Below are 20,985 nucleotides of genomic sequence, written 5' to 3' on the forward strand. Positions count from 1 at the left end.
AGTCACTATCTGGCGCTAATCGCGCATCTGTGGATCGAGGGCGTCAGACCCAAGACCAAAGAAATACAAAAATTAGAAATGAGAGGAGCGGTACATGAAGAAGTCAACATTGGCGTTGGCCGTGGCTGTAGCTGCGATTGCCCAACAGGCAAACTCCGCCGGTTTCATCGAAGATAGCAAGGCAACACTGGGGCTGCGTAACTTCTACATCAACACCGATAACCGTGATGGCCACCGTGGCACCTCTAACTCGGCGAGCAAAAACGCCGAATGGGGCCAAGGCTTCGACCTGCGTTTCATCTCGGGTTACACCCAAGGTACTGTTCAGTTCGGTGTTGACGCGATCGGCCTTTACGGCGTACGCCTCGATTCCAGCCGTGCAGAACACGGTAACTACACTGGCTCCGCTTCCGGCGGCACCGTGTTCCCAAGCGATGGCAACAAAGCCGTCAACGATTACGCCAGCCTGGGCGTAACCGGTAAGGTCAAGATCTCCCAAACCGAACTGAAGCTGGGCACCCTGCAGCCTAAGCTGCCAGTGATCGTGACCAACGACGGTCGTCTGCTGCCGCAAACCTTCCAAGGTGGCCAGATCACCACCAACGACATCAAGGATTTGACGCTGGTTGCCGGTCAGATCGAAAAGGCCAAGGGTCGTAACTCCACCAACAACGAAAGTCTGTCGCTTGCCGGTGCTAATACCCGTGGTGTTACCTTCCGCGACAGCAACAAGTTTTACTACGCTGGTGGTGATTACAAACTCACCAAGGACCTGACTGCACAGTACTACTACGGCAACCTGGAAGATTTCTATAAGCAGCACTTCCTCGGTCTGACTCACAACTGGTCGATCGGTCCAGGTGTACTGAAATCCGATTTGCGCTATTTCAATAGCTCTGATGACGGTGCAAACGGTCACGATTCTGCTTATTACACCACTGGTAACTACAACGGCTTCCGTGCTGGTAAAGGCAAGGTTGATAACAACCTGTACAGCGGCCTTTTCCTGTACACCGTGGCAGGTCACACCTTTGGTGGCGGCTATCAGGTGAGCAACGGCAGCAGCGACTTCCCTTGGTTGAACCAGGGTGACGGTTCGTCGGCGTATATCACCACCGATATGCAGATCCAGAAGTTTGCCCGTGCCGGTGAGCGTACCTGGCAAGCTCGTTACGCCTACGACTTCGCCAAGGTTGGCGTACCTGGTTTGACTGCGGGCGTTGTGTACCTTAAAGGTAGCGACATCGACACCATCGCCAACACTACTGCCCGCGCTGAAACCACCGGCCAGTCCGAGTGGGAACGCGACATCACCGTTGCCTACGTGATTCCAGAAGGCCCGCTGAAAAACCTCGGCTTCGCCTGGAAAAACGCTATGTGGCGTACCGACCTGGCGAACACCCGTTCCCAGGACGAAAACCGCCTGATCGTCAGCTACTCGCTGCCACTGTTCTAGTAGCGTGAAGCTGTAGTAAGACTGTAAACCTTGCCCGGCGCTACGCCGGGCAAGGTGTCTTGCGTTTCAAGTCGGGCCAAACCCCCGCAGGCCCTTCCTGAACCCCTCTTTTTACAGCGTCTCAAGGCCTTCTCGAACCTTGAAGCGGATGTTGCTCCTCGCCCGTTGCGGCGTCCAATGAACAGATTTTTAATATTCCTTTATCGTCTAGATAAATCGATATTTATTCTTTTTAAATAATCGTCAATCCATGCACAGTGGGCTCCATAAGCACTCACCAGGAGCCACACCATGAGCCTAAGACTGGGCGATATCGCCCCCGACTTCGAACAGGATTCCAGCGCCGGCAAGATTCGTTTCCACGAATGGCTGGGCGATAGCTGGGGTGTGTTGTTTTCCCACCCGGCGGACTTCACCCCGGTGTGCACCACCGAGCTGGGCTTCACTGCCAAGCTCAAGGATGAGTTCGCCAAGCGCGGCGTCAAGGCCATCGCTCTGTCCGTAGACCCGGTGGACTCGCACCACAAGTGGATCGAAGACATCAACGAAACCCAGAACACCATCGTCAACTTCCCGATCCTGGCGGATGCCGATCGCAAGGTGTCGGACCTTTATGACCTGATCCACCCGAACGCCAGTGACACCCTCACCGTGCGCTCCCTGTTCGTGATCGATCCGAACAAAAAGATTCGCCTGACCATCACCTACCCGGCCAGCACCGGCCGCAACTTCCACGAAATCCTGCGGGTCATCGACTCGTTGCAGCTGACCGACAACCACAAGGTCGCCACCCCCGCCAACTGGCAGGACGGTGATGAAGTGGTGATCGTGCCTTCGCTCAAGGACGAGGAAGAAATCAAGAAGCGCTTTCCGAAGGGTTACCGGGCGGTGAAGCCGTATCTGCGCCTTACCCCCCAGCCTAATCGTTAAGGCTGATCCCGCCATCGCCGGCGAGCCAGTTCCTACAGGTGATCGCATTCCATTTGTAGGAGCTGGCTTGCCGGCGATAGCGATAGTTCCGACGACTCACATAGCAAGGGTTTTCAGGCCGTTTCGACGGCCTTTTTTTTCGCCCGGGATTTGATAACTCTTATATGCATTTAAAGAATAAACACATGAAAAAATAAGATTTAAAGATATATAAATCTGCTGATAAGGTCTGTTCCATCTTGGCGCCATCGTCACACAGCGAACCGCCGACACCTGCTCAAGGAATTCCTGCATGTTGGTCGTAACACTTGGAGGCAGTCCCAGCCAGCGTTCCCGCTCCGGGGTCTTGCTGGATAAAACCCGTCAGTGGTTGCAAGACAAAGGGGTGGAAGTGGTGAGTTACCAGATACGGGACTTCCCGGCTGAAGACTTGCTGCACGCGCGCTTCGACAGTCCCAAGGTCATTGACCTGTTGCAGCAGGTGGCTAACGCCGATGGCCTGGTGATCGCCACGCCGGTGTACAAGGCGTCGTTCTCGGGCGCGCTGAAGACCGTGCTCGACCTGCTGCCCGAACGCGCCCTGGCTCACAAGATTGTGTTGCCGATGGCTACCGGCGGCAGCATCGCCCACATGCTGGCGGTGGATTACGCCTTGAAGCCGGTTTTGTCGGCCCTCAAGGCGCAGGAATTGCTTCACGGCATTTTTGCCGAAGACAGTCAGATCGCCTATGGCGAAGGCAGTGCCCAGGCGCAACTGGTGCCTGTGCTCGAACACCGTTTGCACGAGGCCCTGGAGACGCTGTACGGCGCCATGGCCCGTCGCCCGAAACCGCTTGACCCCCATGTGTTGAATGAACGTTTGTTGAGTGCTCGCTGGAGCATCTGAGCCTCAGCCAGCCATTAAGAAGTACTCACCTTACTCAGCCGCCAACGGCCAAGCAGGTGCAGCCAACCCCCTAATCGCACTATTTGGAGAGAGCGCCATGCGCACTGTCATCTTGCGTCGTGGTCTGGTCGCACTGTTTGCTGCGGCTGTGTCCTTCGGCGCCATGGTTCAAGCCCAGGCTGCCGAAACCTTGCGTATCGGTTACCAGAAATACGGCACCCTGGTGCTGCTCAAGGCCAAGGGCACCCTGGAAAAACGCCTGGCCGCCGAGGGCGTGCAGGTGCAGTGGACCGAGTTTCCCGGCGGCCCGCAATTGCTCGAAGGCCTGAACGTCGGCTCGATCGACTTTGGCGTCACGGGCGAAACCCCGCCGGTATTTGCCCAGGCGGCCGGTGCCGATCTGGTCTATGTGGCCTATGAGCCTCCAGCGCCGACCAGTGAAGCGATTCTGGTGCCGAAAGATTCGACGATCAAATCGGTGGCCGAGCTCAAGGGCAAGAAAATCGTGCTGAACAAAGGCTCCAACGTGCACTACCTGCTGGTGCGTGCGCTGGAAGATGCCGGCCTCAAATACACCGACGTGCAGACCGTCTTCCTGCCGCCCGCCGATGCGCGTGCCGCGTTCGAGCGTGGCAGTGTCGATGCGTGGGTGATCTGGGACCCCTACCAGGCGGCCGCCGAGAAACAGCTGCAAGCGCGCACCCTGCGTGACGGTACCGGCATCGCCGACAACCATCAGTTCTACCTGGCGACCAAGCCCTACGCCGAAAAACACCCTGAAGTGGTCAAGGCGCTGATTGAAGAAGTGCGCGCCGTGGGCGAATGGTCCAAGGCCAACCCGCAGGAAGTCACTGAACAAGTGGCGCCGCTGCTCGGCCTGCCGGCTGACATCACCCTGACCTCGGTGAAACGCCAAGGCTACGGTGCGCATTTCCTGACGCCGGAAGTGGTGGCGGCCCAACAGAAAATCGCCGACAGCTTCTACCAACTCAAATTGATCCCCAAACCCTTGAACATCAAGGACGTGATCTGGACGCCACCTGCCGCTGTGGCCAAAGCGCCGTAATCCGACTTCTTCAGGAGACAACTCCATGAGCCTCAATATTTTCTGGTTCCTGCCTACCCACGGCGACGGCCATTACCTTGGCACCGCCGAAGGCGCTCGCGCCGTTGATCACGGTTATCTGCAGCAAGTGGCCCAGGCGGCGGACCGCCTCGGGTTCGGTGGGGTGCTGATCCCAACCGGTCGCTCCTGCGAAGATTCGTGGCTGGTGGCGGCTTCGCTGATTCCGGTGACCCAGCGTTTGAAATTCCTTGTCGCACTGCGCCCCGGGATCATTTCCCCGACGGTGGCCGCGCGCCAGGCCGCGACCCTGGATCGCCTGTCCGGTGGCCGTGCACTGTTCAACCTGGTGACGGGCGGTGATCCGGAAGAGTTGGCCGGCGACGGTTTGTTCTTGAGCCATGAAGAGCGCTACCAAGCCTCGGTGGAATTCACGCGGATCTGGCGGCGTGTGCTGGAAGGCGAAACCGTCGATTACGACGGCGAGCACATCAGTGTCAAAGGCGCGAAATTGCTCTACCCGCCGATCCAGCAGCCGCGTCCGCCACTGTACTTCGGCGGTTCTTCCGAAGCGGCCCAGGACCTGGCAGCCGAACAAGTGGAAATGGTGCTGACCTGGGGCGAGCCGCCGGCGGCTGTCGCGGAAAAAATCGCGCAGGTGCGGGCCAAGGCTGCGAAGCTGGGGCGCACCGTGCGCTTCGGTATTCGCCTGCATGTGATCGTGCGTGAAACCAACGAAGAGGCGTGGAAAGCCGCCGACAAACTGATCTCCCACCTGGACGACGACACCATCGCCCGTGCCCAGGCCTCCCTGGCGCGCTTCGATTCCGTCGGCCAGCAACGCATGGCTGCCTTGCATGGCGGCAACCGTGACAACCTGGAAGTCAGCCCCAACCTGTGGGCTGGCGTCGGCCTGGTACGCGGCGGTGCAGGCACCGCGCTGGTGGGCGATGGCCCAACCGTGGCGGAACGCGTGAAGGAATACGCCGCACTGGGCATCGACACCTTTATCTTCTCCGGTTACCCACACCTGGAAGAGTCGTATCGCGTCGCGGAACTGCTGTTTCCCCACTTGGATATCGAACGTCCCGAGCTGCCGAAAAGCGCCGGTTACGTCAGCCCGTTTGGCGAGATGGTCGCCAACGACATCCTTCCCAAAGCTGCGTCACAGAGTTGAGGCGCTGCCATGAACTTTGAAAAATTGAGCCATCGCGTGGCACCGTGGGTGCTACCGATTCTTTTGCTGGCGGTGTGGCAGTTGTCGGTGTCGGCGGGCTGGTTGTCGACGCGCATTCTGCCGGCGCCGAGCGCGGTGATTGAGGCCGGGATCAACCTGGTCCGCAGCGGCGAAATCTGGACGCACCTGGCCATCAGTGGCTGGCGTGCCGGCCTGGGCTTCGTGATCGGCGGCAGTATCGGCCTGGCCCTGGGTTTTATCACTGGCCTGTCGACGTGGGGCGAACGGCTGCTGGACAGCTCGGTGCAGATGATCCGCAACGTGCCGCACCTGGCGCTGATCCCGCTGGTCATCCTGTGGTTCGGCATCGACGAAACCGCGAAGATTTTCCTGGTCGCCCTCGGCACGCTGTTCCCGATCTACCTGAACACCTACCACGGCATCCGCAACGTCGATCCGGCGCTGGTGGAAATGTCGCGCAGTTATGGTTTGTCCGGCTTCAGCCTGTTCCGTCAAGTGATCCTGCCGGGCGCGTTGCCTTCGATCCTGGTGGGCGTGCGTTTCGCACTGGGCTTTATGTGGCTGACGCTGATCGTGGCGGAAACCATCTCGGCCAGCTCCGGCATTGGTTACCTGGCGATGAACGCCCGCGAATTCCTGCAAACCGACGTGGTGGTCCTGGCCATTGTCATGTACGCCATCCTCGGCAAGCTCGCCGACCTGGCCGCCCGCGGCCTGGAACGTGTGTGGCTGCGCTGGCACCCGGCTTACCAAGTGAATAAAGGAGGTGCGGCATGACCGCTCAACAACCTCCACGCCTGTTGAAGGGTATCCCGCTGGCGGTGCGCAAATTGCGCAAGGCCTTTGGTGCGCGGGAAGTGCTCAAGGACATCGACCTGCACATTCCGGCCGGCCAGTTCGTGGCCGTGGTCGGCCGCAGCGGCTGCGGTAAAAGTACTTTGCTGCGCTTGCTTGCCGGCCTGGACAAAGCCAGCGGCGGCGAGCTGCTGGCCGGTTCCGCGCCGCTGAGCGAGGCGATTGAGGACACGCGGTTGATGTTCCAGGAAGCGCGCCTGCTGCCGTGGAAAAAGATCATCGACAACGTTGGCCTGGGCCTCAAGGGCAACTGGCGTCCCAAGGCGCTGGAAGCCCTGGAAGCGGTGGGCCTGGCCGAACGTGCCAATGAATGGCCAGCGGCCTTGTCCGGTGGCCAGAAGCAACGCGTGGCCCTGGCCCGTGCGCTGATCCACCAACCGCGCCTGTTGCTGCTGGATGAGCCGCTGGGCGCGCTGGATGCCCTGACCCGTATCGAGATGCAGCAACTGATCGAGAACCTCTGGCAAAAGCACGGTTTCACCGTGTTGCTGGTGACCCACGATGTCAGCGAAGCCGTGGCGATTGCCGACCGGGTAATCCTGATCGAAGACGGCGAAATCGGTCTCGACCTGATCGTGGACCTGCCGCGCCCACGGGTGCGGGGCTCACATCGCCTGGCCGCGCTGGAAGCCGAAGTATTGAACCGTGTGTTGTCGTTGCCAGGCACGCCGCCGGAACCCGAACCTGTTTCACCGCTGCCTACGCAACTGCGTTGGGCGCAATAAAGCAGCGGCAAGCTTTCAGCTTCAAGCTGCAAGGGAGAGCAAAGCGCTTTGACTTGCAGCTGGTAGCTAACAACTTGCAGCTATTTCGACCCCAGGAGAAATCGCATGACTATTAAAGCCATCAACGTACGTAACCAATTCAAAGGCACCATCAAGGAAATCGTCGAAGGCGACGTGCTGTCGGAAATCGACGTACAGACCGCCTCCGGCATCGTCACTTCGGTGATCACCACGCGCTCGGTCAAAGAGCTGGAGCTGGTGATCGGCAGCGAAGTGATTGCCTTCGTGAAATCCACCGAGGTGTCGATCGCCAAGTTGTGATTGGCGCCCTCGAAATCGCTATCGCAGGCAAGCCAGCTCCCACATTTAACGGCATTTCAACCTAGGAATGCGGTCAATGCGGGAGCGGGTTTGCTTGCGAAAAGGCCTGTCCCGCCAATACAAGGCTTATCGTTTGGGCAGGTAGGGCGGCAGGTAAAGCCCCACATACGCATCGAACACCCGCATGCCTTCCTCGGCCATGCGCGCAGTGATCTGCCCATGCTGATGCACAGAACGTGCGTACACGCGGTCGCTCAGCTCCAGCGCCAGGGCAAACACATCCACGTCCGTGGGCAGTGTCGGCACCTCGAAGTGGCGATTGAATACTTCGAGCATCAAATCCCCCAACTCCAGATCATGCTGGCGGTCCGCCTGGGTCACTTCGGTCAACCCGTGCTGGGCGAGGATCAGCTGACGTGCTGCTGCGTCGTTGCTGTAGATGGTGAGCATGCGTTGCTCGACGATGCAGGACAGGTCACGCCAGTGCTGGAGTGACTCATGCTCGATGGGCGCCTGGATGGCCGCCCGGAAGGCTGCGTGCACGTCTGCCGTGAGCGCCTCGAGCAGCGCCGGCACACTCGCAAAAAAGTGATACACCGACGACGGTGGAATCTGCGCACGCTCGGCCACGCTGTAGATCGACAGACTCGCCACGCCTTCGGCGGCCAGCAGGGTGCGGGCGGCATCGAGAATCGCGTCGATCCGTGCCTGGCTGCGGGCGCGAGGTTTGCGAGGGGGGGCGGGGCGGGTGGTCATGGATGTCTCCTACAAGGCAGAGCGCATTGTACGCAGAGCTTAAGGATGATCCATACCCGTGAGGCGACTGTGTAGGTGTGGCAAGTGAGCCGGTTGTGGCATGCAGCATCCAAGCAGGCAGGCAGACAGGCACGCCAAGAAGACATGCAACCAAGCAGACAGACACACCCAGTGTGGCGAGCAGGCTTGCCCTGCGTTGGGCTGCGAAGCAGCCCCCTTCAAGCAGAACCCGATGCACCAGGTACACCAAGTCGCCCACTCCAGGACCGCTTCACAGCCCAACGCAGGACAAGCCTGTTCACCACAACCGTCAGACGGTATGCAGGTACCAGTTGTACTCAAGGTCGGAGATGGAGTGTTCGAACTCTTCCAGCTCACTTTCCTTACAGGCGACGAAGATATCGATGTATTTAGGATCGATGTACTTGGCCATCACCTCGCTGTCGTCCAACTCACGCAATGCATCACGCAGGTTGTTCGGCAGGCTTTGTTCGTTCTGCTCGTAGCTGTTGCCTTCCACCGGTGCGCCAGGTTCGATCTTGTTGGTCAGACCGTGGTGCACGCCTGCCAGGACCGAAGCCATCAGCAGGTAAGGGTTGGCGTCGGCGCCGGCCACGCGGTGCTCGATACGTACGGCGTCGGACGAGCCGGTCGGTACGCGAATCGCCACGGTGCGGTTATCCAGGCCCCAGCACGGCGAGTTCGGCACGTAGAACTGTGCGCCGAAACGACGGTAGGAGTTGACGTTGGGGCACAGGAACGCCATTTGGGCGGGCAGGGTCTCGAGCACACCGCCGATCGCGTGACGCAATGCGGCGTTCTGCTCGGGATCCTCGCTGGCAAAAATATTCTTGCCGTCCTTGTCCAGGATCGAAATGTGTACGTGCAAACCGTTACCTGCCTGGCCTGGGTAAGGCTTGGCCATGAAGGTGGTGTCCATCTCATGGTCGTAGGCGATGTTCTTGATCAGGCGCTTGAGCAGTACCGCGTAGTCGCAGGCCTTGATCGGGTCGGCCACGTGGTGCAGGTTCACTTCGAACTGTGCCGGGGCACTTTCCTTGACGATGGCGTCGGCCGGGATGCCTTGCTCTTTTGCACCTTCCAGAATGTCCTGGAGGCAGTCGACGTATTCGTCGAGGTCGTCGATCAGGTAGACCTGTGTCGAGTGCGGGCGTTTGCCGGAGATCGGCGAGCGGGGCGGTTGTGGACGGCCGTTCACGTTCTCTTGGTCGATCAGGTAGAACTCGAGTTCGAAGGCGGCGCAGATGGTCAGACCGAGGTCGTCAAATTTGCTTACAACTTGGCGGAGCACTTCGCGCGGATCGGCGAAGAAAGGTTCACCTTCAAGTTCGTGCATGGTCATCAGCAGTTGCGCGGTAGGGCGCTTTTGCCAGGGTTCATTGCACAGGGTGTCGGGGATCGGATAACAGATTCGGTCAGCATCACCGATGTCCAGGCCCAGGCCGGTGCTTTCCACCGTAGAGCCGTTGATATCCAGGGCAAATAAAGAGGCAGGCAGGTTAATGCCCTTCTCGTAAACCTTGTGGAGGCTGGTGCGTTCGATGCGCTTGCCGCGCACCACACCATTCATATCCGCAATTAGAAGGTCTACGTACAGAACCTCAGGATGATCCTTAAGGAACGCGTTCGCTTCGTTAAGCTGAACGGCACGCGGGGGTACCGACATGATGCAACACCTTTGTTGTTAAAAATATCAATCATTGATCTTTTCTGGTTTCAGTCAACCCGAACGGCATGCCGAAGTCAAGCGAGGCCTTTTTTGCCCTAAAAAAGCGCCGCGAAGGCTTTTTTGGGGCTTTTTGGGGCGGTTTTTTGGGTTTGAAGGGCTTGGGACTCGCAGGCTTGAGCGGGCCGTGTTGTATTTTTTACGGGGGTGTTGTGTAAAAAAATGAACAAGGCTAAGCTCGATTCAAACCCATAACAGCAATAATACCGGGGTGCTTCATGTGTTTCCTGCCGCCACTTGGCGTCTCGGCCTGCTCCACGCAGGCGTTGTCATCCGTTCATTCATCCTGTGTGAACGCCCGCGCCCCGGCCAATATTCTTGACGCCTGGGCGGACCTCTTCTTTGCCCCTTTGCTGCCCTCGAATTTGCCTGTGAACGGTGCCTGCGCCAGGTGCTGCTCATGATTCTGCACGACTTTGGCTTGAGGAATGCAACGCTGCAGCAAATGGCAGGTAAGCTCCTACCCTGAACGAAGAGACGACGCGGATGCTGCGTCAACCAACGCCTGACCTTTTAATGGATGTCAGGAAACCCAGCCCAGAGGCATTTATGAGTAACAACCTCGACCAGCTCACCGATTGGTTGAAAGACCACAAGATCACAGAAGTCGAATGCATGATTGGCGACCTGACGGGGATCACCCGGGGCAAGATCTCGCCGACCAACAAGTTCATCGCCGAAAAAGGCATGCGCCTGCCCGAGAGCGTTCTGTTGCAGACCGTGACCGGCGACTATGTCGAAGACGACATCTATTACGAATTGCTCGACCCGGCCGACATCGACATGATCTGCCGCCCCGACCAGAACGCGGTGTTCCTGGTGCCCTGGGCCATCGAGCCCACCGCCCAGGTGATCCACGATACCTACGACAAGCAAGGCAACCCGATCGAGCTGTCGCCGCGCAACGTGCTCAAGAAAGTCCTCAAGCTCTACGCCGACCGCGGCTGGCAGCCCATCGTGGCGCCGGAGATGGAGTTCTACCTGACCAAGCGCTGCGAAGACCCGGACTTCCCGCTGCAACCGCCGATCGGCCGTTCCGGTCGCCCGGAGACAGGTCGCCAATCCTTCTCTATAGAAGCGGCGAACGAATTCGACCCCTTGTTCGAAGACGTCTACGACTGGTGCGAGCTGCAGGAGCTGGACCTCGACACGCTGATCCACGAGGACGGCACCGCGCAGATGGAAATCAACTTCCGTCACGGCGATGCGCTGTCCCTGGCCGACCAGATCCTGGTGTTCAAGCGCACCATGCGCGAAGCCGCGCTCAAGCACGACGTGGCCGCCACCTTCATGGCCAAGCCAATGACCGGCGAGCCCGGCAGCGCGATGCACCTGCACCAGAGCATCATCGACATCGCCACCGGCAAGAACGTCTTCTCCAATGAAGACGGGACCATGAGTCAGCTGTTCCTCAACCACATTGGCGGCCTGCAGAAATTCATCCCTGAATTGCTGCCGCTGTTCGCTCCCAACGTGAACTCGTTCCGTCGCTTCCTGCCGGACACCTCGGCGCCGGTGAACGTGGAGTGGGGCGAAGAAAACCGCACCGTCGGCCTGCGTGTGCCGGATGCCGGCCCGCAGAACCGCCGCGTGGAAAACCGCCTGCCGGGCGCCGACGCCAATCCGTACCTGGCGATTGCCGCCAGCCTGCTGTGCGGCTACATCGGCATGGTCGAAGGCCATAACCCGAGCGCGCCGGTGGTGGGCCGTGGTTACGAGCGCCGCAACCTGCGCCTGCCGTTGACCATCGAAGACGCCCTGGAACGCATGGAAAACAGCAAGACCATCGAGAAATACCTGGGTCAAAAATTCATCACAGGCTACGTCGCGGTCAAGCGGGCCGAGCATGAAAACTTCAAGCGCGTGATCAGTTCGTGGGAGCGGGAATTCCTGCTCTTCGCCGTCTGATCCGCCGGGCGCGCCGTGGGAACGGCGTGCCCTCACCTGAAATGTCTAGGAGATTGGTATGTCCAGCAACAACCCGCAAACCCGTGAATGGCAAGCCTTGAGCAGCGATCATCACCTGGCGCCGTTCAGCGACTTCAAGCAATTGAAAGAGAAAGGCCCACGGATCATCACCAAAGCCCACGGCGTTTACCTGTGGGACAGCGAAGGCAACAAGATCCTCGACGGCATGGCCGGCCTGTGGTGCGTGGCGATCGGTTACGGTCGCGATGAACTGGCTGACGCCGCCGCCAAGCAGATGAAAGAACTGCCGTACTACAACCTCTTCTTCCAGACCGCTCACCCGCCGGTGCTGGAGCTGGCCAAGGCCATTTCCGACATCGCCCCCGCCGGCATGAACCACGTGTTCTTCACCGGTTCCGGCTCCGAAGGCAACGACACCATGTTGCGCATGGTTCGCCACTACTGGGCGATCAAGGGCCAGCCGAACAAGAAAACCATCATCTCGCGCAAGAATGGCTATCACGGCTCCACCGTGGCCGGTGCCAGCCTGGGCGGCATGACCTATATGCATGAGCAGGGCGACCTGCCGATCCCGGGCATCACCCACATCGCCCAGCCGTACTGGTTCGGTGAAGGCGGCGACATGAGCCCGGAAGAGTTCGGCGTGTGGGCGGCCAACCAGCTGGAAGAAAAAATTCTGGAGCTGGGCGTGGACAACGTGGGTGCGTTTATTGCCGAGCCGATCCAGGGCGCCGGTGGCGTGATCGTGCCGCCAGCCACCTACTGGCCGCGCATCAAGGAAATCCTCGCCAAGTACGACATCCTGTTTATCGCTGATGAAGTGATCTGCGGTTTCGGCCGTACTGGTGAGTGGTTCGGCAGCGATTTCTATGACCTCAAGCCGCACATGATGACCATCGCCAAGGGCCTGACCTCGGGCTATATCCCGATGGGTGGCCTGATCGTGCGCGACGAAGTGGTCGCGGTGCTGAACGAAGGCGGCGATTTCAACCACGGCTTCACCTATTCCGGTCACCCGGTGGCGGCAGCAGTCGCCCTGGAAAACATCCGCATCATGCGCGATGAACAAATTGTTAAGCGTGTGCACGACGAAACGGCACCCTATTTGCAAAAGCGTTTGAGGGAGCTGGCTGATCACCCGTTGGTGGGTGAAGTTCGTGGTGTCGGCATGCTCGGTGCGATCGAGCTGGTGCAGGACAAGGCGACGCGCAAGCGTTACGAAGGCCGTGGTGTGGGCATGATCTGCCGCACGTTCTGCTTCGAGAATGGCCTGATCATGCGCGCCGTGGGCGACACCATGATCATTTCGCCGCCGCTGGTGATCAGCAAGGCTGAAATCGACGAGCTGGTGACCAAGGCGCGGCAGTGCCTGGACCTGACTTTGGCGGCATTGCAGGGCTAAGTGCTAGGCTCAGTGCGCAGCGGCTTCGGGCGTTGCGTCTGGGTTGTTATAAAAACGGGGCTTTGGTTGAAAGCCGGCCCCGGAACTTGCCAGACTGTCGCCCTGTTTTGTTGCCCTTTCGAAGGGCTGCCAGACACAAGAGCTGTGGCCCAAAAAAGAAAAAATTGGAGCATCACCAAATGAAGGCATTAGGTTTGAAGAACGCTGGCAAGACTCTCCTCGCCTTGTCCCTGATGGGCGCAATGGCGGGCGCGGCCCAGGCAGACGATAAAGTGCTGCACGTCTACAACTGGTCCGACTACATTGCACCGGACACCATCGCCAACTTTGAAAAAGAGTCGGGCATTAAAGTGGTGTACGACGTTTTTGACAGCAACGAGACCCTGGAAGCCAAGTTGCTGGCAGGCAAGTCCGGCTACGACATCGTCGTACCGTCGAACAACTTCCTCGCCAAGCAGATCAAGGCCGGCGTCTACCAGGAGCTGGACAAGTCCAAGCTGTCCAACTACGGCAACCTGAACAAGTCCCTGCTCAAAGCCGTGTCGGTCAGCGACCCGGACAACAAGCATGCCTTCCCGTACATGTGGGGCTCGATCGGCATCGGCTACAACCCGGAGAAGGTCAAGGCCGCGCTGGGCGTCGACAAGATCGATTCCTGGGACGTGCTGATGAAGCCGGAAAACATCGCCAAGCTGAAAAGCTGCGGCGTGAGCTTCCTCGACTCGCCAACCGAAATGCTGCCGGTGGCGCTGCACTACCTGGGCCTGCCGACCGACACCCAGAAGAAAGAAGACCTGAAGAAAGCCGAAGAACTGTTCCTCAAGTTGCGTCCTTCGATCGGCTACTTCCACTCGTCCAAGTACATTTCGGACCTGGCCAACGGCAACATCTGCGTCGCCGTGGGTTACTCGGGTGACATCCAGCAGGCCAAGTCCCGCGCGGCTGAAGCCGGTGGCAAGGTCAAGGTTGCCTACGACATTCCTAAAGAAGGCGCCGGCAGTTTCTATGACATGGTCGCCATCCCTAAAGATGCCGAGAACGTCGAAGCCGCCTACAAGTTCATGAACTACCTGCTCGAGCCGAAAGTAATGGCGGCGATCACCGACAGCGTACGTTTCCCGAACGGTAACGAGAAAGCCACCGCACTGGTCGACAAAGACATCACCAGCGACCCGGGCATCTACCCGCCAGCGGATGTGCAGGCCAAGCTCTACGCCATTGCAGACTTGCCGGCTGCTACACAGCGTGAAATGACACGCAGCTGGACCAAGATCAAGTCGGGCAAGTAAGCCTTAAAACCTGTGGGAGGGGGCTTGCCCCCGATGGCGTTGTATCAGAAACACCTGTGCAAGCTGACACATCGCCATTGGGGGCAAGTCCCCCTCACACACATTAAATGACAGAAAGTTTTGCCGGATCGGTTTATCGAGGGTAAGTTGCGCGCCGGTTTTGTTGCCGGGCAACAACTTTGGGCCCAACTATTTAAGAGGACCTCCACTTGCCATTTTCTTTATTTCGCAAAGCCTTGCTGGTAGGTGCAGGTATCACGCTGGCTGTCAGCGTGCAGGCCGCACCGACTGTGCATGTTTATAACTGGTCGGACTACATCGGCCCGGACACCCTGGCCAACTTCGAGAAGGCCACCGGTATCAAGCCGGTGTATGACGTGTTTGATTCCAACGAAACCCTGGAAGGCAAGTTGCTCGCCGGGCGTACCGGCTACGACGTGGTAGTGCCGTCCAACCACTTCCTCGGCAAGCAGATCAAGGCCGGGGCGTTCCAGAAGCTCGACAAGTCATTGCTGACGAACTACGCCAACCTCGACCCGGTGTTGCTCAAGCGCCTGGAAAAGAACGACCCGGGTAACCAGTACTCCGTACCGTACCTGTGGGGCACCAACGGCATTGGCTACAACGTCGATAAAGTGAAGGAAGTGCTGGGCGTCGACCATATCGATTCCTGGGCCGTGCTGTTCGAACCGGAAAACATGAAGAAGCTGGCGACCTGCGGTGTGTCGTTCATGGACTCGGCGGATGAAATGCTGCCGGCGGTGCTCAACTACATGGGTCTGAACCCCAACAGCACCAACCCCGAGGACTACAAGAAGGCCGAAGAGAAGCTGCTGAAAGTGCGGCCCTACGTGACCTACTTCCATTCTTCCAAATACATCTCGGACCTGGCCAACGGCAACATCTGCGTGGCAGCCGGCTTCTCCGGTGATGTGTTCCAGGCCAAGGCGCGTGCAGCCGAGGCGGGCAAAGGCGTGAACATCGCCTACGCGATTCCGAAAGAAGGCGGCAACCTGTGGTTTGACGTGCTGGCGATCCCCAAGGATGCGACCAACGTCAAAGAGGCCCACGCCTTTATCAACTATTTGCTGCAACCTGAGGTGATCGCCCAGGTCAGTGATTACGTCGGTTACGCCAACCCTAACCCGGGGTCGGACAAACTGATGAAGCAATCGATACGCACCGACGAAGCGGTTTACCCACCGCAGGCGGTTCTCGACCGGACATTCGTCAACTTCGAGCTACCCCCGAAAGTGCAACGTTTAATGACCCGTAGCTGGACCAAGGTCAAGACGGGCAAGTAAGGCTTAAAGCTCAAACTATCCAAGGTTCGCCCGCCACGGGTGAGCCGCACTCTTTTTTTCTGGGAGTTTCGTAAATGGCAGTTGCCTCCGGCGCCTATAAGAAAGCCCTCGAGGGCGACCAGACACCGAAAAAGGTGCTGGTCAAAATCGACCGGGTCACGAAGAAGTTCGACGAGACGATTGCCGTGGACGATGTGTCCCTGGAAATCAAGAAGGGCGAGATCTTCGCCCTGCTCGGCGGTTCGGGTTCGGGCAAGTCCACCTTGCTGCGCATGCTCGCGGGTTTCGAACGCCCGACCGAGGGGCGCATCTACCTCGACGGCGAAGACATCACTGACATGCCGCCCTACGAGCGGCCGATCAACATGATGTTCCAGTCCTACGCCTTGTTCCCGCACATGACCGTCGCGCAGAACATCGCCTTCGGCCTGCAGCAGGACAAGATCCCCAAGGCCGAGGTCGACGCCCGCGTGGCCGAAATGCTCAAGCTGGTGCAGATGAGCCAGTACGCCAAGCGCAAGCCGCACCAGCTCTCCGGTGGCCAGCGCCAGCGGGTAGCGTTGGCGCGTTCGCTGGCCAAGCGTCCGAAACTGCTGCTGCTCGATGAGCCGATGGGCGCCCTCGACAAGAAACTGCGCTCGCAGATGCAGCTGGAGCTGGTCGAGATCATCGAGCGCGTCGGCGTAACCTGCGTGATGGTGACCCACGACCAGGAAGAGGCCATGACCATGGCCGAGCGCATCGCGATAATGCACCTGGGCTGGATCGCCCAGATCGGCAGCCCGATCGACATCTACGAGACCCCTACCAGCCGCCTGGTGTGCGAGTTCATCGGCAACGTCAACATCTTCGATACCGTGGTGGTGGATGACGCCGAAGGCCACGCGGTGCTCAAGTGCGCCGACCTGGACCGCGATATCTACGTGGGCTACGGCATCGCCACGTCGGTGGAAGACAAGTCGGTGACCTACGCCATTCGCCCGGAAAAACTGCTGGTCACCACCGAAATGCCGACCTGCGAGCACAACTGGTCCAGCGGCAAGGTGCACGACATCGCCTACCTCGGCGGGCACTCGGTGTTCTACGTGGAACTGCCAAGCGGCAAGCTGGTGCAGTCCTTCGTGGCCAACGCCGAGCGCCGTGGCCAGCGACCGACCTGGGGTGACCAGGTCTACGTTTGGTGGGAAGACGACAGCGGCGTGGTACTTCGCTCATGAATATGAAGAAGCTCAAGCGCCGCCTGCAACGAATAACCCCCAGTGGCCGTCATGCGGTCATTGGCATTCCCTTCCTGTGGCTGTTCCTGTTCTTCATGCTGCCGTTCTTCATCGTCCTGAAGATCAGCTTTGCCGAAGCCGACGTGGCGATCCCGCCTTACACCGAGATCTACACCTTCGTTGAGCAGAAACTGCAGTTGGTGCTCAACCTGGCCAACTACGCGATGCTCGGCGACGACGAGTTGTACATCGCCGCGTACCTGGGCTCGCTGAAAATGGCGTTCTTCAGCACGCTGCTGTGCCTGCTGATCGGCTATCCGATGGCCTACGCGATTGCCAGCGCGCGCAAAGAGATGCAGACCGTACTGGTGCTGCTGATCATGATGCCGACCTGGACTGCGATCCTGATCCGCGTGTATGCGTGGATGGGCATCCTCAGTAACAACGGGCTGCTCAATGGCTTCCTGATGTCCATCGGGCTGATCAACGAGCCGCTGCAGATCCTCAACACCAACATCGCGGTGTACATCGGCGTGGTCTATTCGTACCTGCCGTTCATGATCCTGCCGCTGTACGCCAACCTGGTGAAACACGACCAGAGCCTGCTGGAAGCCGCTTCGGACCTGGGTTCGAGCACCTTTAACAGCTTCTGGAAGATCACTGTGCCGCTGTCCAAGAACGGCATCATCGCCGGCTGCATGCTGGTGTTTATCCCGGTGGTGGGCGAGTTCGTGATTCCGGAACTGCTGGGCGGCCCGGAAACCCTGATGATCGGTAAAGTGTTGTGGCAAGAATTCTTCAACAACCGTGACTGGCCGGTGGCGTCTGCCCTGGCGGTGGTGATGCTGGCGATCCTGATCGTGCCGATCATCCTGTTCAACCGCAGCCAAGCCAAAGAGATGGAGGGCAAAATATGAAGCGCTTCAGTTTCTCAAGCTTCATGCTGGTGGCGGGGTTGTTGTTCATCTACCTGCCGATGCTGATCCTGGTGATCTACTCGTTCAACGAATCCAAACTGGTGACGGTGTGGGGCGGTTGGTCGATCAAGTGGTACGTGGGCCTGCTGGACAACACCCAGTTGATGGGCTCGGTGATGCGCTCGCTGGAAATCGCCTGCTACACGGCGGTGGCGGCAGTGGCGTTGGGTACGTTGGCGGCGTTCGTGCTGACACGCATCAGCCACTTCAAGGGCCGCACGCTGTTCGGCGGCCTGGTGACGGCGCCGCTGGTGATGCCGGAAGTGATCACCGGTCTGTCGCTGTTGCTGCTGTTCGTGGCCATGGCGCAGATGATCGGCTGGCCCCAGGAGCGTGGCATCGTCACGATCTGGATCGCCCACACCACGTTCTGTGCGGCGTATGTGGCGGTGGTGGTGTCGGCGCGCCTGCGGGAGCTGGACCTGTCGATCGAAGAGGCGGCGATGGACCTCGGCGCGCGGCCGTGGAAGGTGTTCTTCCTGATCACCATCCCGATGATTGCGCCGTCGTTGGCTGCGGGTGGGATGATGTCCTTCGCGCTGTCGCTGGATGACCTGGTACTGGCCAGCTTCGTGTCGGGCCCGGGATCGACCACGTTGCCGATGGAAGTGTTCTCGGCGGTACGCCTGGGGGTCAAACCTGAGATCAACGCCGTGGCCAGCCTGATTCTGCTGGCGGTGTCGCTGGTGACCTTCCTGGTGTGGTTCTTCAGCCGCCGTGCCGAAGAGCTGCGCAAGAAGGCGATCCAGCAGGCGATTGAAGAGGCGGCGGCCGATGGCTGGCAGCAGCCGGACAAGCGCCGGGCGCCGGCTCCGGTCTAAAACCCGGCGCGGTCGAAATGTGCGGGCTTTTGTGGCGAGGGGGCTTGTCCCCCGTTGGACTGCGCAGCTGCCCCAAAACCGGATACCGCATTGCGTCTGAAAGAATGCGGTGGCCGAAGGGGGCCGCTGCACAGCCCAACGGGGGACGAGCCCCCTCGCCACAGGGTTCGGGGGGTTAGGCTACCCAGGGCGATTTGCGAATCACCTCGACAAAATTCATCGGCTTGAACCCCGGCTCCTGATCCACCAGCACATCGGTCTTCACGTTGCCAAACGTGGTCTGCGGACGATGGCGCAAGCCGTCGGCAAATGCGCAGATGATGCACTCCTTGAACCCTTCACCCCGTGGATGCGCATGCACCACCGCTTCGCGCTGCACAGTGCTGAATGCGGCGTAGTCCATGCCCAGCACATCCATTTCCACGCCGGCGGTAACCAGCGCCACGGTCGGGCGCAGGTGTTGCGGCACGCCCGGCGTAGTGTGCAGGGCGATCGACAGCCACACTTGTTCGATATCGTCATCGCTCAGGCCGTAGGGCTTGAGGAACGCGGCGGCGGCATTGGCGCCATCGACTTCGAAACGCTCGTTGTCACTGCGATGGCCTTCGACCAGGCCCAGGTCGTGGAACATAGCGCCGACGTACAACAGCTCCGGGTTGTAGGCCAGCTGTTTGCGTTCACCACTCAATGCGCCGAACAGGAACACACGGCGGGAGTGGTGGTAGAGCAGGTCGGATTCGATGTCGCGGATGTATTCGGTAGTGGCCTTGGCCAAAGCGCTGTCCGGGATCTTGATGCCGGCGATGGTGGTGCTCATGGTCGTTCTCCTCAGGCAAGCGCCGGGGGTGGCGCCGAGGTGTCCAGTGTGGTCGCGCACCCGCGAACGGGCCATCGCGGCGAGGATGCGATCCCGGCCAATGTGCTGCCACATCGTGCCATGACGAAATCGGCTAGGGTGTAGCTGGCGATTGATCCCTCGAAGCCTGCGAAAATCAAAATGTGGGAGCGGGCTTGCTCGCGAATGCGGTGATTCAGTCAACACCTGTATCAACTGACATACCGTATTCGCGAGCAAGCCCGCTCCCACAGGGGATTTGTGTTCATTCAGTTAATCAAGGCTTACCACCCATGGGCAAAACCGTCGCCATCCTGATCTTCCCCGGCGTCCAGTCTCTGGACGTGACCGGCCCCATGGATGTGTTCTGCGAGGCCAACCGTTTTCTGGCGCCGCCGGATCATTACCAACTGGAAGTCATCGGTTTTGGCCACGGCACGATGGCCGCTTCCAACGGCCTGTCATTGCAGGCCCACCGGCATTACAGCGAGGCGCTGCAGGCCTATGACCTGCTGCTGGTAGCCGGTGGCCCGCAATTGCCGTTCGAGGATTTCGGCCCGGCGTTCGATGATTGGCTGCGCGGCGCCGCTGGCCGGGCGCAACGCTTTGGCTCGATCTGCAATGGCGCGTTCATGCTGGCCCGCGCCGGATTGCTGGAGGGCAAGACCGTCACCACCCACTGGAATGATGCCGCCGACCTGGCGCGGTTGTGCCCCTCGGCCCAGGTCGAGGCCGATCGACTGTATGTGCAGGATGGCAACCTCTACACCTCGGCCGGGGTCACGGCGGGTATCGATTTGTCGTTGTACCTGCTGGCCCAGGACCACGGACCGGAGGTGGCCTTGAGTGTGGCCAAGCGCCTGGTGGTGTTCACCCAGCGTTCTGGCGGGCAGTCGCAGTTCAGCCCGTTTCTGACGCCTCACGCTGAAAGTACCTCGGCGGTGGCGCTGGTGCAGTTGTACGTGCTGGCCAACCTGACTGGAGACCTGGGCATCGCCGACCTGGCCAAGGCTGCCAACATGAGCGCGCGCAACTTCTCGCGGGTGTTCGCCCGTGAAGCGCGGATCACTCCGGCGGAGTTTGTCGAGCGGGCGCGGGTGGATGCGGCGCGGGTGATGCTTGAAAGCAGCCCGGCGCCGTTGAAGACCGTCGCTTACCAATGCGGGTTTCGCGACGCGCAGCACATGCGCAGTGTCTTCAACCGCCGGCTGGGCGTGACGCCGCAACAGTTCCGGCTCAACTTTGCGGCGCCGGTGTGAGGGTGTCGAGCGTCT

At 59.7% G+C, this 20,985-nt stretch carries 19 protein-coding genes; 16 read left to right on the forward strand and 3 right to left on the reverse strand.

Going from position 1 to position 20,985, the window contains the following annotated elements; all coding sequences use genetic code 11:
- Positions 1-94 precede the first annotated feature (94 nt).
- The 8 genes from NTD80_RS11960 (at position 95) to NTD80_RS11995 (ending at position 7,434) form a co-directional block, all read left to right on the forward strand.
- Complete coding sequence (locus NTD80_RS11960) at positions 95-1,456, forward strand: OprD family porin (protein WP_262133722.1); 1,362 nt, start codon at positions 95-97, stop codon at positions 1,454-1,456.
- Positions 1,457-1,747: 291 nt separating this feature from the next.
- A complete protein-coding gene (locus NTD80_RS11965) occupies positions 1,748-2,386 on the forward strand; it encodes a peroxiredoxin (RefSeq protein WP_003213910.1) in 639 nt (212 codons plus the stop codon).
- A gap of 292 nt (positions 2,387-2,678) precedes the next feature.
- Complete coding sequence (ssuE, locus tag NTD80_RS11970) at positions 2,679-3,272, forward strand: NADPH-dependent FMN reductase (protein WP_015886424.1); 594 nt, start codon at positions 2,679-2,681, stop codon at positions 3,270-3,272.
- 97 nt (positions 3,273-3,369) lie between these two features.
- Positions 3,370-4,338, forward strand: coding sequence for a sulfonate ABC transporter substrate-binding protein (locus tag NTD80_RS11975; protein ID WP_120450412.1), 969 nt, complete (start codon positions 3,370-3,372; stop codon positions 4,336-4,338).
- A gap of 25 nt (positions 4,339-4,363) precedes the next feature.
- The gene (gene ssuD / locus NTD80_RS11980; RefSeq protein ID WP_065902304.1) at positions 4,364-5,512 is read left to right on the forward strand and encodes an FMNH2-dependent alkanesulfonate monooxygenase; all 1,149 of its coding nucleotides are present in this window, start codon (positions 4,364-4,366) and stop codon (positions 5,510-5,512) included.
- A gap of 9 nt (positions 5,513-5,521) precedes the next feature.
- Entirely contained in the window at positions 5,522-6,310 is a 789-nt protein-coding gene (ssuC, locus tag NTD80_RS11985; protein WP_065902302.1) for an aliphatic sulfonate ABC transporter permease SsuC, read from the forward strand.
- Positions 6,307-7,113 (forward strand): aliphatic sulfonates ABC transporter ATP-binding protein, encoded by an 807-nt coding sequence (ssuB, locus tag NTD80_RS11990; protein WP_065902300.1) that lies wholly within the window; start codon positions 6,307-6,309, stop codon positions 7,111-7,113. The genes ssuC and ssuB overlap by 4 nt, the downstream gene beginning before the upstream one ends.
- Before the next feature lie 105 nt (positions 7,114-7,218).
- Positions 7,219-7,434, forward strand: a complete 216-nt coding sequence (locus NTD80_RS11995) for a molybdopterin-binding protein (protein ID WP_003213899.1) — start codon at positions 7,219-7,221, stop codon at positions 7,432-7,434.
- A 126-nt stretch (positions 7,435-7,560) separates the two neighbouring features.
- On the opposite strand, the gene NTD80_RS12000 is transcribed toward NTD80_RS11995, so the two are convergent.
- Positions 7,561-8,190 carry a TetR/AcrR family transcriptional regulator gene (locus NTD80_RS12000; protein WP_262133735.1) on the reverse strand — a complete coding sequence of 210 codons (630 nt, stop codon included), beginning with the start codon at positions 8,188-8,190 and terminating at the stop codon, positions 7,561-7,563.
- 310 nt (positions 8,191-8,500) lie between these two features.
- Positions 8,501-9,877, reverse strand: a complete 1,377-nt coding sequence (locus NTD80_RS12005; protein ID WP_003213894.1) for a glutamine synthetase family protein — start codon at positions 9,875-9,877, stop codon at positions 8,501-8,503.
- Between the two features lie 609 nt (positions 9,878-10,486).
- Between NTD80_RS12005 and NTD80_RS12010 the strand changes: the two genes are divergently transcribed.
- From NTD80_RS12010 to NTD80_RS12040, 7 genes are all read left to right on the forward strand, one after another.
- Positions 10,487-11,845 (forward strand): glutamine synthetase family protein, encoded by a 1,359-nt coding sequence (locus tag NTD80_RS12010; protein ID WP_065902296.1) that lies wholly within the window; start codon positions 10,487-10,489, stop codon positions 11,843-11,845.
- A 58-nt stretch (positions 11,846-11,903) separates the two neighbouring features.
- Complete coding sequence (locus NTD80_RS12015) at positions 11,904-13,268, forward strand: aspartate aminotransferase family protein (RefSeq protein WP_065902292.1); 1,365 nt, start codon at positions 11,904-11,906, stop codon at positions 13,266-13,268.
- Positions 13,269-13,462: 194 nt separating this feature from the next.
- The gene (locus tag NTD80_RS12020; protein ID WP_065902887.1) at positions 13,463-14,557 is read left to right on the forward strand and encodes a polyamine ABC transporter substrate-binding protein; all 1,095 of its coding nucleotides are present in this window, start codon (positions 13,463-13,465) and stop codon (positions 14,555-14,557) included.
- A gap of 209 nt (positions 14,558-14,766) precedes the next feature.
- Positions 14,767-15,861 carry a polyamine ABC transporter substrate-binding protein gene (locus tag NTD80_RS12025; RefSeq protein ID WP_106802349.1) on the forward strand — a complete coding sequence of 365 codons (1,095 nt, stop codon included), beginning with the start codon at positions 14,767-14,769 and terminating at the stop codon, positions 15,859-15,861.
- Between the two features lie 74 nt (positions 15,862-15,935).
- Positions 15,936-17,078 (forward strand): ABC transporter ATP-binding protein, encoded by a 1,143-nt coding sequence (locus NTD80_RS12030; protein ID WP_065902288.1) that lies wholly within the window; start codon positions 15,936-15,938, stop codon positions 17,076-17,078.
- A complete protein-coding gene (locus tag NTD80_RS12035; protein WP_065902286.1) occupies positions 17,075-17,995 on the forward strand; it encodes an ABC transporter permease subunit in 921 nt (306 codons plus the stop codon). The genes NTD80_RS12030 and NTD80_RS12035 overlap by 4 nt, the downstream gene beginning before the upstream one ends.
- Complete coding sequence (locus tag NTD80_RS12040; RefSeq protein ID WP_065902284.1) at positions 17,992-18,876, forward strand: ABC transporter permease subunit; 885 nt, start codon at positions 17,992-17,994, stop codon at positions 18,874-18,876. Before NTD80_RS12035 ends, NTD80_RS12040 begins: the two co-directional genes overlap by 4 nt.
- 175 nt (positions 18,877-19,051) lie before the next feature.
- Here the strand turns inward: NTD80_RS12040 and NTD80_RS12045 are convergent, their stop codons facing one another.
- Positions 19,052-19,693, reverse strand: a complete 642-nt coding sequence (locus tag NTD80_RS12045) for an HD domain-containing protein (protein ID WP_025859306.1) — start codon at positions 19,691-19,693, stop codon at positions 19,052-19,054.
- A gap of 311 nt (positions 19,694-20,004) precedes the next feature.
- Between NTD80_RS12045 and NTD80_RS12050 the strand changes: the two genes are divergently transcribed.
- A complete protein-coding gene (locus NTD80_RS12050; protein ID WP_262133740.1) occupies positions 20,005-20,970 on the forward strand; it encodes a GlxA family transcriptional regulator in 966 nt (321 codons plus the stop codon).
- Positions 20,971-20,985: the final 15 nt, after the last annotated feature.

Origin of the sequence: Pseudomonas sp. 13B_2.1_Bac1 (assembly GCF_025466155.1) — a bacterium.
Lineage (GTDB): Bacteria > Pseudomonadota > Gammaproteobacteria > Pseudomonadales > Pseudomonadaceae > Aquipseudomonas > Aquipseudomonas aylmerensis.

Coding starts and splice junctions, on each gene's coding strand:
- NTD80_RS12000 (WP_262133735.1), bottom strand. CDS start 8,190: ATGACCACCCGCCCCGCCCCCCCTCGCAAACCTCGCGCCCGCAGCCAG.
- NTD80_RS12045 (WP_025859306.1), bottom strand. CDS start 19,693: ATGAGCACCACCATCGCCGGCATCAAGATCCCGGACAGCGCTTTGGCC.
- ssuC (WP_065902302.1), top strand. CDS start 5,522: ATGAACTTTGAAAAATTGAGCCATCGCGTGGCACCGTGGGTGCTACCG.
- NTD80_RS12030 (WP_065902288.1), top strand. CDS start 15,936: ATGGCAGTTGCCTCCGGCGCCTATAAGAAAGCCCTCGAGGGCGACCAG.
- NTD80_RS12050 (WP_262133740.1), top strand. CDS start 20,005: ATGGGCAAAACCGTCGCCATCCTGATCTTCCCCGGCGTCCAGTCTCTG.
- NTD80_RS11995 (WP_003213899.1), top strand. CDS start 7,219: ATGACTATTAAAGCCATCAACGTACGTAACCAATTCAAAGGCACCATC.
- NTD80_RS12040 (WP_065902284.1), top strand. CDS start 17,992: ATGAAGCGCTTCAGTTTCTCAAGCTTCATGCTGGTGGCGGGGTTGTTG.
- NTD80_RS12035 (WP_065902286.1), top strand. CDS start 17,075: ATGAATATGAAGAAGCTCAAGCGCCGCCTGCAACGAATAACCCCCAGT.
- NTD80_RS12005 (WP_003213894.1), bottom strand. CDS start 9,877: ATGTCGGTACCCCCGCGTGCCGTTCAGCTTAACGAAGCGAACGCGTTC.
- NTD80_RS12015 (WP_065902292.1), top strand. CDS start 11,904: ATGTCCAGCAACAACCCGCAAACCCGTGAATGGCAAGCCTTGAGCAGC.
- NTD80_RS12010 (WP_065902296.1), top strand. CDS start 10,487: ATGAGTAACAACCTCGACCAGCTCACCGATTGGTTGAAAGACCACAAG.
- ssuD (WP_065902304.1), top strand. CDS start 4,364: ATGAGCCTCAATATTTTCTGGTTCCTGCCTACCCACGGCGACGGCCAT.
- ssuE (WP_015886424.1), top strand. CDS start 2,679: ATGTTGGTCGTAACACTTGGAGGCAGTCCCAGCCAGCGTTCCCGCTCC.
- ssuB (WP_065902300.1), top strand. CDS start 6,307: ATGACCGCTCAACAACCTCCACGCCTGTTGAAGGGTATCCCGCTGGCG.
- NTD80_RS11960 (WP_262133722.1), top strand. CDS start 95: ATGAAGAAGTCAACATTGGCGTTGGCCGTGGCTGTAGCTGCGATTGCC.
- NTD80_RS11965 (WP_003213910.1), top strand. CDS start 1,748: ATGAGCCTAAGACTGGGCGATATCGCCCCCGACTTCGAACAGGATTCC.
- NTD80_RS11975 (WP_120450412.1), top strand. CDS start 3,370: ATGCGCACTGTCATCTTGCGTCGTGGTCTGGTCGCACTGTTTGCTGCG.